The 12,159-nt window shown below is 63.8% G+C and carries 13 protein-coding genes; 9 read left to right on the forward strand and 4 right to left on the reverse strand.

Features of this window, described 5'->3' with window-relative positions:
• Positions 1 to 65: 65 nt before the first annotated feature.
• The gene (locus BM275_RS13985; RefSeq protein WP_090521844.1) at positions 66 to 962 is read left to right on the forward strand and encodes an SdiA-regulated domain-containing protein; all 897 of its coding nucleotides are present in this window, start codon (positions 66 to 68) and stop codon (positions 960 to 962) included.
• A gap of 35 nt (positions 963 to 997) precedes the next feature.
• Here the strand turns inward: BM275_RS13985 and BM275_RS13990 are convergent, their stop codons facing one another.
• Complete coding sequence (locus tag BM275_RS13990; protein ID WP_090521846.1) at positions 998 to 1,342, reverse strand: YegP family protein; 345 nt, start codon at positions 1,340 to 1,342, stop codon at positions 998 to 1,000.
• Between the two features lie 99 nt (positions 1,343 to 1,441).
• Positions 1,442 to 2,113, reverse strand: a complete 672-nt coding sequence (gene rpiA / locus BM275_RS13995; RefSeq protein WP_014821851.1) for a ribose-5-phosphate isomerase RpiA — start codon at positions 2,111 to 2,113, stop codon at positions 1,442 to 1,444.
• Between the two features lie 158 nt (positions 2,114 to 2,271).
• On the opposite strand from rpiA, the gene ilvA reads away from it, so the two are divergent.
• Together ilvA and BM275_RS14005 are read left to right on the forward strand one after the other, a co-directional pair.
• Complete coding sequence (gene ilvA / locus BM275_RS14000; RefSeq protein ID WP_090521848.1) at positions 2,272 to 3,786, forward strand: threonine ammonia-lyase, biosynthetic; 1,515 nt, start codon at positions 2,272 to 2,274, stop codon at positions 3,784 to 3,786.
• A 20-nt stretch (positions 3,787 to 3,806) separates the two neighbouring features.
• The gene (locus BM275_RS14005) at positions 3,807 to 4,235 is read left to right on the forward strand and encodes a DUF2269 family protein (protein ID WP_090521851.1); all 429 of its coding nucleotides are present in this window, start codon (positions 3,807 to 3,809) and stop codon (positions 4,233 to 4,235) included.
• A 33-nt stretch (positions 4,236 to 4,268) separates the two neighbouring features.
• Here BM275_RS14005 and BM275_RS14010 read toward each other — a convergent pair whose 3' ends face one another.
• Positions 4,269 to 4,922: a histidinol-phosphatase gene (locus tag BM275_RS14010; protein ID WP_090521853.1), complete on the reverse strand. Its 654-nt coding sequence runs from the start codon at positions 4,920 to 4,922 to the stop codon at positions 4,269 to 4,271.
• 183 nt (positions 4,923 to 5,105) lie between these two features.
• On the opposite strand from BM275_RS14010, the gene BM275_RS14015 reads away from it, so the two are divergent.
• Both BM275_RS14015 and ptsP read left to right on the forward strand, forming a co-directional pair.
• Positions 5,106 to 5,585, forward strand: a complete 480-nt coding sequence (locus BM275_RS14015; protein WP_014821847.1) for an RNA pyrophosphohydrolase — start codon at positions 5,106 to 5,108, stop codon at positions 5,583 to 5,585.
• Positions 5,586 to 5,609: 24 nt separating this feature from the next.
• Positions 5,610 to 7,883 (forward strand): phosphoenolpyruvate--protein phosphotransferase, encoded by a 2,274-nt coding sequence (gene ptsP / locus BM275_RS14020; RefSeq protein ID WP_090521855.1) that lies wholly within the window; start codon positions 5,610 to 5,612, stop codon positions 7,881 to 7,883.
• 19 nt (positions 7,884 to 7,902) lie between these two features.
• On the opposite strand, the gene BM275_RS14025 is transcribed toward ptsP, so the two are convergent.
• Positions 7,903 to 8,658 (reverse strand): NRDE family protein, encoded by a 756-nt coding sequence (locus tag BM275_RS14025; RefSeq protein WP_090521857.1) that lies wholly within the window; start codon positions 8,656 to 8,658, stop codon positions 7,903 to 7,905.
• Positions 8,659 to 8,804: 146 nt separating this feature from the next.
• Between BM275_RS14025 and BM275_RS14030 the strand changes: the two genes are divergently transcribed.
• From BM275_RS14030 to BM275_RS14045, 4 genes are all read left to right on the forward strand, one after another.
• Entirely contained in the window at positions 8,805 to 9,587 is a 783-nt protein-coding gene (locus BM275_RS14030; RefSeq protein WP_090521859.1) for a sulfite exporter TauE/SafE family protein, read from the forward strand.
• 10 nt (positions 9,588 to 9,597) lie between these two features.
• Entirely contained in the window at positions 9,598 to 10,398 is an 801-nt protein-coding gene (gene lgt / locus BM275_RS14035) for a prolipoprotein diacylglyceryl transferase (protein ID WP_042927847.1), read from the forward strand.
• A gap of 105 nt (positions 10,399 to 10,503) precedes the next feature.
• A complete protein-coding gene (locus BM275_RS14040; protein WP_090521861.1) occupies positions 10,504 to 11,298 on the forward strand; it encodes a thymidylate synthase in 795 nt (264 codons plus the stop codon).
• Between the two features lie 87 nt (positions 11,299 to 11,385).
• Positions 11,386 to 12,159: a ParA family protein gene (locus BM275_RS14045; RefSeq protein WP_041015235.1), complete on the forward strand. Its 774-nt coding sequence runs from the start codon at positions 11,386 to 11,388 to the stop codon at positions 12,157 to 12,159.

Genomic DNA, 12,159 nt, shown 5'->3' on the forward strand with positions numbered 1-12,159 from the left:
GTTAAGTTTGGTGTAAGCCTGACTGAAGACAATCGCTGCCCCAATTCCAGGTGAAAGTGGACCTTATGCGTGCGTTGAAAAGGATCTTGGCGGGGTTGCTGACCGTGGCCCTGCTGCTGGTGCTTGCCGCCGGCGTTCATTACCGGTTGTTCGAGCGTGGCTGGTTCCATCTCAACCAGTGGCATCGCGGCGAACCGGCGGCGGACGCCTCATTGTGGCTGCCGGATTACCAGGTGACGATCCAGGGCAAGGTGGTCCGTGGCATTGATGACGATCTCTCGGCGTTGACCTTCGATCCCGATCGCAACAGTCTGATCGCCGTCACCAATGGCAACCCGCATCTGCTCGAACTCAGCCTGGAGGGCGATCTGCTGCGCGCGATCCCGCTCGTTGGCTTCGGCGACCCGGAGGCTGTCGAGTACATCTCTGCCGGCGTGTATGTGATCAGCGACGAGCGCCGGCAGCGCCTGTTTCGGGTCGAAGTCGACGAGCAGACGACCATTATCGATGCCACACACGCCTCACAGCTTTCGCTGGGCATCGACCTCAACGGCAACAAGGGCTTCGAGGGCCTTGCGTACGATACGGCCGGCGGGCGCCTGTTCGTCGCCAAGGAGCGCAACCCGGTCAAGATTTATGAAATCGCGGGCTTTCCCTATTCTGCCGAAACGCCAGCAGTACATATCAATGAACACGAAGCCAGACTGTTCGTGCGTGATCTGTCCAGTTTGCAGTTCGATGAGCGCAGCGGACATCTGCTGGCGCTGTCCGACGAATCGCGGCTGGTGGTCGAATTGGGAAGCAAGGGCCAACCACTCAGCAGCCTGGCACTGAACGCAGGCAAGCATGGGCTGGAACAGGATGTGCCGCAGGCGGAAGGCATCGCGATGGGGCCGGATGGCACGCTGTATGTTGTCAGCGAGCCAAATCTGTTCTACGTCTTCAGCAAACAGGCCAGGTGACCGGTTACCGCCTCGATCACCGGCTTTGAAGGCGGTCAGGCGGCCGACGCGCTTTCGTCCTGCAGGGCGGCATTCGGTGCGTGGCGTAGTACCGAGTCGCAACCCTGCTCGGCACTGTGCAGGCTGGCGTACATCTGACTCTGGCCGATGACCTGCCCGTTGGTTGCCTTGAGCACGAAAAAGTACTTGCCGTTGCTCGACTCCTTGATCTCGAACGCACCTTCACGCACCGCGTTCTTGCGTACCGAATCGATGCCGTTGAGCGCCGAGGCATGGGCCTTGTACTGCTCGCTGGACAGGATGACCTGACCGTTGCCGGCCAGAAGATTGAAATGGAACTGGCCGTTGCTGGATTTCTTCAACTGGAATTTGCCGGACATGGCGACACCTCCTGTGATGAGCTGCGGCGGACTCGTCGCAGCGCACTTAAAGGGTAGTCGCCAGTTCGGCATCGCGCCGTTGCGCTTCGCCGCGGCGGATCAGCGCTTGAGTGTCTGCACGCCGTCCTTGGTGCCGAGCAGTAGCAAATCCGCCGGTCGCATGGCGAACAGACCGTTGCAGACCACGCCGACGATGTCGTTGATCTTGCCTTCCAGTTCCGGCGCGAAGCCGATCATCAGGTTGTGCACGTCGAGGATGACGTTACCGTTGTCGGTGACCACGCCGTCGCGGTAGACCGGGTCGCCGCCGAGCTTGACCAGCTCGCGGGCGACATGACTGCGCGCCATCGGGATGACTTCCACCGGCAGCGGGAAGGCGCCCAGCTGCTCGACCAGCTTGCTGCCGTCGGCGATGCAGATGAAGGTCTTGGCTACCGCGGCGACGATCTTCTCGCGGGTCAGGGCGGCGCCACCGCCCTTGATCAGCTCCAGGTGCTTGTTCGCCTCGTCGGCGCCGTCGACATAGAACTCCAGTTCGCTCACCGAGTTCAGGTCGTAGACCGGGATGCCGTGCTGCTTCAGGCGCTCGGCGGTGGCTTCGGAGCTGGCCACGGCGCCGTCGAAGAAGCCCTTGTGCTTGGCCAGCAGGTCGATGAAGAAGTTGGCGGTGGAGCCGGTGCCGACGCCAATGATGCTGCGATCGCTGAGGTGCGGGACGATATGGTCGACGGCGGCCTGGGCGACGGCCTGCTTGAGCTGATCCTGGGTCATGGCGGGAATCCGGGCGGGAAAGACGAAGGCTCGGATTATAGCCCTCTGCCGGCGGCGGGTCTTGTCATGCCGAAGCCGTGGTGGATTGCCGGTGGTCGCCGGGGGCGTGCGGGGGGTAGACTCCTCGTTCCCTCGCAATGCCTGCCAAGACAGCCAGAATGCTCGAACATTACGTCAAGAAGATCCTCACTTCCCGCGTCTACGACGTCGCCATCGAAACCCCGCTGCAGCCCGCCCGCCAGCTTTCCGAGCGAATCGGCAACCAGATTCTGCTCAAGCGCGAGGATCTGCAGCCGGTGTTCTCCTTCAAGGTTCGCGGCGCCTACAACAAGCTGGCGCAGCTGTCGGCCGAGGAACTGGCACGTGGCGTGGTCACGGCATCGGCGGGCAATCACGCCCAAGGCGTTGCGCTGGCGGCCAAGCAGTTGGGTATCAAGGCCACCATCGTCATGCCACGCACCACGCCGGAGCTGAAGGTGCAGGGCGTACGCGCCCGCGGCGGCAAGGTGGTGCTGCACGGTGATGCCTTCCCCGAGGCGCTGGCCTATTCGCTGAAGCTGGTGGAAGAGAAGGGCTACGTTTATATCCACCCTTACGACGATCCCGATGTGATCGCCGGACAGGGCACCGTGGCAATGGAAATCCTTCGTCAGCACCAGGGGCCGATCGACGCGATCTTCGTCCCGGTCGGCGGTGGTGGTCTGGTGGCCGGTATCGCCGCCTACGTGAAATACCTCTACCCAGAGACCAAGGTGATCGGCGTCGAGCCGGACGACTCCAATTGTCTGCAGGCCGCAATGGCCGCCGGCGAGCGCGTGGTGCTGGAGCAGGTCGGGCTGTTCGCCGACGGCGTGGCGGTGGCGCAGATCGGTCAGCACACCTTCGAGATCTGCCGGCACTATGTCGATGAGGTCATCACCGTCAGCACCGACGAGATCTGCGCGGCGATCAAGGATATCTACGACGATACCCGCTCGATCACCGAGCCGGCAGGTGCGCTGGCCGTGGCCGGGATCAAGAAATACGTCGAGCGAGAAGGCATCAGCGACCAGGTGCTGGTGGGCATCGACTCCGGCGCCAACGTCAATTTCGACCGCCTGCGCCATGTCGCCGAGCGCGCCGAGCTGGGCGAGAAGCGCGAGGCGATCATCGCCGTCACCATCCCCGAGCAGCCGGGCAGCTTCAAGGCTTTCTGCGAGGCGATCGGCAAGCGCCAGATCACCGAATTCAACTATCGCTACCACACCGACCGCGAGGCGCACATCTTCGTCGGTGTGCAAACGCATCCGGAAAACGACCCGCGCGCCGCGTTGGTGCAGGGGCTGCGCGACAAGGGCTTCCCGGTGCTCGATCTGACCGATAACGAACTGGCCAAGCTACACACGCGGCACATGGTCGGCGGCCATGCGGTCGGGGTCAGCAACGAGATGGTGCTGCGCTTCGAATTTCCCGAGCGGCCGGGTGCACTGTTCAACTTTCTCAACAAGCTCGGCGGGCGCTGGAACATCTCGATGTTCCATTACCGCAACCATGGTGCCGCCGACGGCCGGGTAGTTGCGGGGCTGCAGGTGCCGGCCGACGAGCGCCATCTGGTACCGGCCGCGCTGGACAAGATCGGCTACCGCTACTGGGACGAAAGCGAGAATCCGGCTTACAAGCTGTTTCTCGGCTGAACTGACTTAAAGGATCGCGAATGGAACACTATCTGACCCTACGAATCGTGCATGGCGCCACCGCGGTGCTGTTGCTACTGGGTGTGATCGTGCACCTGATCATGCTGTGGAAAGCCGGCCGCGGCGGCGACGAGGCCGTGCTGCAACGCAAGCTGCAGCGCACCCGCCGACTGTCCTTGCCGCTGCTGGCCGTGATCGGCCTGTCGCTGCCGGTGACCGGCTGGTGGCTGACGCATCTGGCCGGGTGGCCGCTGGGCCAGTTCTGGTTGCTGGCCAGCTCCGTGCTGTTCCTCGTGCTGATCCCGCTGGTTCTGCTGCTGGCCGGGCGTCTTGCCGCCTGGCAGGCGCCGGGCAGCGCCACCGCGGCGCGTAACGCCGGCATCTATGCTGTGCTGGTGCTGGTCGTGCTGATTGCCATCACCGCCCTGATGGGTGCCAAGCCGGTCTGATTCGACCGGCTCGGGTATGACTGCTGCGCTGGCTCAGCGCAGCGAGATGATCTGCCAGCCACGTTCGGTGGCGAAGTCGCGCAGCACCGGGTCCGGGTCCACCGCCACTGGGTGAGGGACGCGCTGCAGCAGCGGCAGGTCGTTGCGTGAGTCGCTGTAGAAATAGGCGTCTTCGAGAGTCTGCTCGGTTTCCGCCAGCCAGCGCTCGATGCGCTGGACCTTGCCTTCCTGGAAGCAGGGGATGTCGGTCAGACGGCCGGTGTAGCGCCCGTCACGCATCTCGCATTCGGTCGCCAGCAGGGTATCGACGCCCAGGCGTGCAGCGATCGGCCCGGTGATGAAGCGATTGGTGGCGGTGATGATCACTACCTTGTCGCCCGCCTCCAGATGCTGGCGTAGCAGGGCCTCGCCCTTGCTCAGCACGATGGGCTCGATGAAATCCTGCATGAATTCGTCGTGCCACTGCTGCAGCTGCGCCATCTCGCTGCGGCCGAGCAGTTCCTGGCAGAAATTCTGATAGGCGTGCACGTCGAGATTGCCGGCCAGGTAATCCTGATAGAAGGCGTCGTTGCGCGCCTTGTACTGGTTCGGATCGACGATGCCGCGCTGGCAGAGGTATTCGCCCCAGGCGTGGTCGCTGTCACCGGCCAGCAGGGTGTTGTCGAGATCGAATAGAGCCAGGCGCACGGATGTTTTCCTCGATGATGGTCAGGGCAGCCCCAAGCATACCGGTTGCAGCGTCTTGCGCGCAGCCTCGGGCGGCCCCTCGCCGAGCGCGCGGGTACGTGCCGAACGGCGGCTTGCCGTGCTTTCGGCTTATCGCGGTTTTGTGGAACAATGCCGCGACATGCGTCTGCGAGGTTGTATGCCGTGATCGACTCCGATGGTTTTCGCCCGAACGTCGGCATCATCCTGACCAACGATGTCGGTCAGGTGCTGTGGGCCAGGCGGATCAATCAGGATGCCTGGCAGTTCCCGCAAGGCGGGATCAACGCCCGTGAAACGCCGGAAGAAGCCTTGTTTCGCGAACTCAACGAAGAAGTCGGCCTGGAAGAGCAGGATGTGAATATCCTCGCCTGCACCCGTGGCTGGTTGCGCTATCGTCTGCCGCAACGCCTGGTGCGTACCCATAGCCAGCCGCTGTGCATCGGACAGAAACAGAAATGGTTCCTGCTGCGCCTGACCAGCGCCGAAGAGCGTGTACGCATGGACCTGACCGGCAAGCCGGAGTTCGACGGCTGGCGCTGGGTCAGCTACTGGTACCCGCTGGGACAGGTGGTCACCTTCAAGCGCGAGGTCTATCGTCGCGCACTTAAAGAACTCGCACCGCGTTTACCGGTGCGGGACTGAGATTCGGGGAGAAAGCCTCTGAGCATGCTCGGCACGCTGCGCAAGATTGTCCAGGAAGTGAATGCCGCCAAGGACCTCAAGGCGGCGTTGGGCATCATCGTGCTGAGAGTCAGGGAGGCCATGGGTAGCCAGGTCTGCTCGGTCTATCTGCTCGATCCGGAAACCGAACGCTTCGTCCTGATGGCCACCGAAGGCCTCAACAAGCGCGCCATCGGCAAGGTCAGCATGGCCCCCAACGAAGGCCTGGTCGGCCTGGTCGGCACTCGCGAAGAGCCGCTCAACCTCGAACACGCCTCCGAACACCCACGCTATCGCTACTTCGCCGAAACCGGCGAGGAACGCTATGCCTCCTTTCTAGGTGCGCCGATCATCCACCACCGGCGAGTGATGGGCGTACTGGTCATCCAGCAGAAGGAACGCCGCCAGTTCGACGAGGGTGAAGAAGCCTTCCTCGTCACCATGAGCGCGCAGCTTGCCGGTGTTATCGCCCATGCCGAGGCGACCGGTTCGATCCGCGGGCTTGGCCGGCAAGGCAAGGGCATCCAGGAAACCCGCTTCATCGGCATTCCGGGCGCGCCAGGCGCCGGCGTCGGAACCGCCGTGGTGGTGCTGCCGCCGGCTGATCTGGATGTGGTGCCAGACAAGAACATCGACAACATCGATGCCGAGCTGACGCTCTTCGAAGCTGCGCTGGAGGCCGTGCGCGCCGACATGCGAACTCTCTCGGAAAAGCTCGCCACGCAGATGCGCAAGGAAGAGCGCGCGCTGTTCGATGTATACCTGATGATGCTCGACGACTCCGCCCTGGGCGGCGAAGTGACCAAGGTCATCCGTACCGGTCAGTGGGCGCAGGGCGCGCTGCGCCAGGTGGTCAGCGAGCATGTGCGGCGCTTCGAGATGATGGACGACGCCTACCTGCGCGAGCGCGCATCGGACGTCAAGGACATTGGCCGGCGCCTGCTTTCCTACCTGCAGGAGGCGCGTCAGCAGACGCTGACCTATCCCGACAAGACCATCCTGGTCAGTGAGGAGCTCTCCCCGGCGATGCTCGGCGAGGTGCCAGAGGGCAAGCTGGTGGGCATGGTTTCGGTGCTCGGCTCGAGCAACTCCCACGTCGCCATTCTCGCCCGTGCCATGGGCATTCCGACGGTGATGGGCGCGGTCGACCTGCCGTATTCCAAGGTCGACGGCATCGAGCTGATCATCGACGGCTATCGCGGCGAGATCATCACCAACCCGGGCAAGGTCCTGCGCGAGCAGTATGAAGTGCTGGCCGAGCAGGAGCGCCAGCTCTCCGCCGGGCTCGACGTGCTGCGCGAGCTGCCGTGCGAGACCACCGACGGTCATCGCATTCCGCTGTGGGTGAATACCGGCCTGCTCGCCGATGTGGTGCGCGCGCAGGAGCGCGGCGCCGAGGGCGTCGGCCTGTATCGCACCGAAGTGCCGTTCATGATCAAGGAGCGCTTCCCAAGCGAGAAGGAGCAGATGGCGATCTACCGCGAGCAGCTGGAAGCCTTCCATCCGCTGCCGGTAACCATGCGCAGCCTCGACATCGGCGGCGACAAGTGCCTGCCGTACTTCCCGATCAAGGAACAGAACCCGTTCCTCGGCTGGCGCGGTATCCGCGTCACCCTCGACCACCCCGAGATCTTCCTGCTGCAGACCCGCGCCATGCTCAAGGCCAGCGCCGGGCTGAACAACCTGCGCATCCTCTTGCCGATGATTTCCGGCATCCGCGAACTGGAAGAGGCGCTGCATCTGATTCACCGTGCCTGGTGCGAGGTGCGCGACGAGGGCCTGGATGTGATCATGCCGCCGGTCGGCGTCATGATCGAAGTGCCGGCGGCAGTCTACCTGACGCGCGAGCTGGCGCGCATGGTGGACTTCATCTCGGTCGGCTCGAACGACCTCACGCAGTACCTGCTGGCGGTGGATCGCAACAATCCGCGGGTCGCCGATCTCTACGACTATCTGCATCCGGCGGTGCTCGAAGCGCTGCAGCGTGTGGTCAAGGAAGCCCATGGCGAGGGCAAGCCGGTGAGCATCTGCGGCGAGATGGCGGGCGACCCGGCGGCGGCCATGCTGTTGCTGGCGATGGGCTTCGACAGCCTGTCGATGAACGCCACCAACCTGCCCAAGGTGAAATGGCTGCTGCGTCAGATCAGCATGGATACTGCTCAGCAGCTGCTGGCGCGGGTCATGCTGCTGGACAGCCCGCAGGTCATCCACAGCACGGTCCAGCTGACCTTGCGCAACCTCGGCCTGAGCAAGCTGATCAACCCGTCCGCCGCCGTCTGAGCAATCCGCCGCTCGCCAATCAGCTCGTTGGCGGGTGGCGGTAGCGCACCTCGCCCACTGGGCCGTCCGGGCCGAAACTACGCTCCAGGATGTCCAGCGCTCCGTCGGCATGACGGATCAGCGCTGTGCTGGCGCGCGTGCCGTACTCCGGGCTGGCGATGAAGATGCTCGACAGCCGCCTTTCCCATTCCAGCGGCACGCCGGTCTGCGGCAGTTCATGCTCGGCCGCTGGACTTGGGTCCGCCAGCAGGGCGAGCAGGCTCTCAGGAGTCGCCGGGTCGAGGTTGGTCGCCAGTGCTGCGCGGGCTTTTCTCAGCTTGGGCCAGGGCGTGTCGAGGCCGGCGTTGGACAGACCGTAGATTCCGGGCTGCAACTCCGTCGCCTCACCGCGGTGTGAGTTCAGGTGCCAGAGTGCCTGCCGATCGCCGACCAGCAGGTTGAAGCCGGCGTAATCGGCGCGGCGCCCGGTCAGCTCGGCGAGGTAGTCGGCCGGCGGCAAGTTTCCGCGCAGGTACTGTTCCGGCAGCCCGCCGCGCGAACGTGGGCCGATCACCTGGCCGGGTGCGCGAATGTTGGTCAGTGCGGCGAAGCGTCCGCCGGTGGTGACGCCCATCCAGGTGCCGCCAGCCTGCAGGTCGCGCCCGCCGACGATCCAGGGTGCATCCTCCCAGTGCCCCAGCGGCAGGCTCGGGCGGGCGTGGAACTCGTCGCGGTTGGCGGCTACCACCAGCGGTTGGGTGTGGCCGGGGCGCCAGGCGAAAACGATCAGGCACATGGGAAAGCCAAACTATGTCCGGACCGCCAAGAGTACAGGCGTAGCCGGCGTATGAGCCACCGCCGGGTTTTTCACGCTCAACGTCGGCGCGCGGGGCGGGCGCATTTTCCGCTAACATGCCGCTTTGTTTCGCCGGGACGGGGCACATGGAGTTTCTGCTGTATCTGCTGCTTGGCGGCTTCGCCGGACTGCTGGCCGGGCTGTTTGGCGTGGGCGGCGGGCTGATCATCGTACCGGTGCTGGTATTCAGTTTCAGCGCGCAGGGATTCTCTCAGGAAATCCTCACCCACCTGGCCGTCGGTACGTCCCTGGCTACCATCGTCTTCACCTCGGTCAATTCAATTCTCACCCACCATCGCAAGGGTGCGGTGCGCTGGCCGATGGTGCTGTGGATGACCTTTGGCATCCTCCTTGGCGCTGCTCTGGGCAGCCTGACCGCGGCGGCTATCCAGGGTCCGATGCTGCAGAAGATCATCGGTGTGTTCGCCCTGGCGATGGCGGTGCAGATGGGCTTCGACCTGCGGCCCAAGGCCACCGGCCAGGCGCCGGGACGGCCCGAGCTGTCGCTGGTGGGCGTGGTGATCGGCTGGGCTTCGGCGATTTTCGGCATCGGTGGCGGCTCGCTGTCTGTGCCCTATCTGACCTGGCGAAGCGTGCCGATGCAGCAGGCGGTGGCGACTTCCGCGGCGTGCGGCCTGCCGATCGCCATTGCCGGGGCGCTGAGTTTCATGGTGGTCGGCTGGCTCGAAACGCAACTGCCCGACTGGAGTCTGGGCTTCGTCTATCTGCCGGCCATGCTCGGCATCGCGGCAACCAGCATGTTTTTCGCCAGACTGGGTGCGAAACTGGCGCATCGTCTGTCGGCCAAGGTTCTGAAACGGCTGTTCGCTCTACTGCTGCTGAGCGTCGGCATCAATTTTCTGGTTTGAGGAGTAACGGATGCTGCCCTATCCGCAGATCGATCCGGTGGCCATCGCCATCGGCCCCTTGCAGATTCACTGGTACGGCCTGATGTACCTGATCGGCATCGGCGGCGCCTGGTGGCTGGCTTCGCTGCGGGTGCAGCGCTTCGCGCCCGAGTGGCCGAAGGACAAACTCTCCGATCTGGTGTTCTGGGTGGCCATGGGCGTTATCGTCGGTGGCCGTCTGGGTTATGTGCTGTTCTACGATCTGGCTGCCTACATCAATGACCCAAGCCTGATTTTGCAGGTCTGGAAGGGCGGCATGTCCTTCCACGGAGGACTGATCGGCGTGCTGCTGTGCAGCTGGATCTTCGCTCGGCGCAACGGCAAGAGCTTCTTCGAGCTGATGGACTTCATCGCGCCGTTCGTGCCGATCGGCCTGGGCGCCGGGCGTATCGGCAACTTCATCAATGCCGAACTGTGGGGCAAGGCCACCGATGTGCCCTGGGCGATGGTCTTCCCGACCGATCCGCAGCAACTGGCGCGGCATCCGTCGCAGCTCTATCAGTTCGCCCTGGAGGGCGTCGCGCTGTTCCTGATCCTCTGGTTCTATTCGCGCAAGCCGCGGCCGACCATGGCGGTGTCCGGGCTGTTCGCGGTGTGCTACGGCATCTTCCGCTTCATCGTCGAGTTCGTCCGTGTGCCGGATGCACAGCTGGGCTACCTGGCGTTCGGCTGGCTGACCATGGGCCAGCTGCTCTGCGTGCCAATGGTGCTGCTCGGTGCCGGGATGATCGCCTGGGCCTATCGCCGCGACGCCGGCCGGGCTCCGGCCTGATTCCGTTGCCCTGCCTGTCGCCATGAGGGCGACAAGCGGGGCGCAGGCCTTTTACTATTCGCGCAGCCTTTTCACCGCGCTTCGGCGCCTGCTTCGAGTCAATCGATGAAACAGTACCTCGACCTGATGCGCCACGTGCGCGAATACGGCACCTTCAAGACCGATCGTACCGGCACCGGCACCTACAGCGTGTTTGGCCATCAGATGCGCTTCGACCTGGCCGAAGGCTTTCCGCTGGTCACCACCAAGAAGTGCCACCTCAAATCCATCATCCACGAGCTGCTGTGGTTCCTTCAGGGCGACACCAACATCAAGTACCTGAAGGAAAACGGCGTGCGCATCTGGGACGAGTGGGCCGACGAGAACGGCGAGCTGGGCCCTGTCTACGGCTACCAGTGGCGTAGCTGGCCGGCGCCGAACGGTGAATCCATCGACCAGATCGCCAACCTGCTGGCGATGATCAAGAAGAACCCGGATTCGCGCCGCCTGATCGTTTCGGCCTGGAACCCGGCGCTGGTCGAGCAGATGGCGTTGCCGCCATGCCACGCGCTGTTCCAGTTCTACGTCGCCGACGGCAAGCTCAGCTGCCAGCTGTACCAGCGCTCGGCGGATATCTTCCTCGGCGTGCCGTTCAACATCGCCAGCTATGCGCTGCTGACGCTGATGGTGGCGCAGGTCTGCGACCTGCAACCGGGCGAGTTCATCTGGAGCGGCGGCGACTGCCATCTGTACGCCAATCACCTGGAGCAGGCCGACCTGCAGCTGACCCGCGAGCCGCTGCCGCTGCCGACCATGAAGCTCAATCCGGACGTGAAGGACCTGTTCGCCTTCCGCTTCGAGGACTTCGAACTGGTTGGCTACGAAGCTCATCCGCACATCAAGGCACCCGTTGCCGTCTGACTTTGGTCGGTTTTGCCGTCGTGGATAACCCGGCTGTCATGTTTGCCGTATAGACTCGACCGCTCAGGGACTGTCGGGAGGCGAATCATGCGTAGGGTCGTGTTCAATCAGAAGGGCGGTGTCGGCAAGTCGAGCATCGCCTGCAACCTGGCAGCGGTCAGTGCATCGCAGGGCTACCGCACGCTGCTGGTGGATCTGGACGCCCAGGCCAACTCCACGCATTACCTGACCGGGCTGACCGGCGATGACATTCCCACCGGCATCGCCGATTTCTTCAAGCAGATTCTCGCCGGCGGTACCGCTGGCAAGAAGGCGCGCCCGCCCATTCTAGAAACGGCCTTCGACAATCTGCATTTGATCAGCGCGACGGCAGAGCTGGCCGACCTGCAGCCCAAGCTGGAGGCCAAGCACAAGATCAACAAGCTGCGCAAACTGCTCGACGGCCTCGCCGAGGACTACGACCGCATCTACCTCGACACCCCGCCGGCGCTGAACTTCTACACCGTGTCGGCACTGATCGCAGCCGACCGCTGCCTGATCCCCTTCGACTGCGACAGCTTTTCCCGCCAGGCGCTGTACAGCCTGCTCGACGAGATCGAGGAAATGAAGGAAGACCACAACGAGACGCTCGAGGTCGAGGGCATCGTGGTCAATCAGTTCCAGCCGCGTGCCGCGCTGCCGCAGCAAATGATCGATGAACTGCTGAGCGAGGGTCTTCCGGTGCTACCGGTCTACCTGATGAGTTCGGTGAAGATGCGCGAGTCGCACCAGGCCTGCACGCCGCTGGTTTACCTGGACCCGCGGCACAAGCTGAGCCAGCAGTTCGTCGAACTGCATGAACTGCTCGAAGCGAACGGCTGA

The sequence above is a fragment of the Stutzerimonas kunmingensis genome (assembly GCF_900114065.1).
Taxonomy (GTDB): domain Bacteria; phylum Pseudomonadota; class Gammaproteobacteria; order Pseudomonadales; family Pseudomonadaceae; genus Stutzerimonas; species Stutzerimonas kunmingensis.

Excerpts from the sequence above, each read along its gene's own strand:
- BM275_RS13985 (WP_090521844.1), top strand. The coding sequence starts at position 66 with ATGCGTGCGTTGAAAAGGATCTTGGCGGGGTTGCTGACCGTGGCCCTG.
- BM275_RS13990 (WP_090521846.1), bottom strand. The coding sequence starts at position 1,342 with ATGTCCGGCAAATTCCAGTTGAAGAAATCCAGCAACGGCCAGTTCCAT.
- rpiA (WP_014821851.1), bottom strand. The coding sequence starts at position 2,113 with ATGACCCAGGATCAGCTCAAGCAGGCCGTCGCCCAGGCCGCCGTCGAC.
- ilvA (WP_090521848.1), top strand. The coding sequence starts at position 2,272 with ATGCTCGAACATTACGTCAAGAAGATCCTCACTTCCCGCGTCTACGAC.
- BM275_RS14005 (WP_090521851.1), top strand. The coding sequence starts at position 3,807 with ATGGAACACTATCTGACCCTACGAATCGTGCATGGCGCCACCGCGGTG.
- ptsP (WP_090521855.1), top strand. The coding sequence starts at position 5,610 with ATGCTCGGCACGCTGCGCAAGATTGTCCAGGAAGTGAATGCCGCCAAG.
- BM275_RS14025 (WP_090521857.1), bottom strand. The coding sequence starts at position 8,658 with ATGTGCCTGATCGTTTTCGCCTGGCGCCCCGGCCACACCCAACCGCTG.
- BM275_RS14030 (WP_090521859.1), top strand. The coding sequence starts at position 8,805 with ATGGAGTTTCTGCTGTATCTGCTGCTTGGCGGCTTCGCCGGACTGCTG.
- lgt (WP_042927847.1), top strand. The coding sequence starts at position 9,598 with ATGCTGCCCTATCCGCAGATCGATCCGGTGGCCATCGCCATCGGCCCC.
- BM275_RS14040 (WP_090521861.1), top strand. The coding sequence starts at position 10,504 with ATGAAACAGTACCTCGACCTGATGCGCCACGTGCGCGAATACGGCACC.
- BM275_RS14045 (WP_041015235.1), top strand. The coding sequence starts at position 11,386 with ATGCGTAGGGTCGTGTTCAATCAGAAGGGCGGTGTCGGCAAGTCGAGC.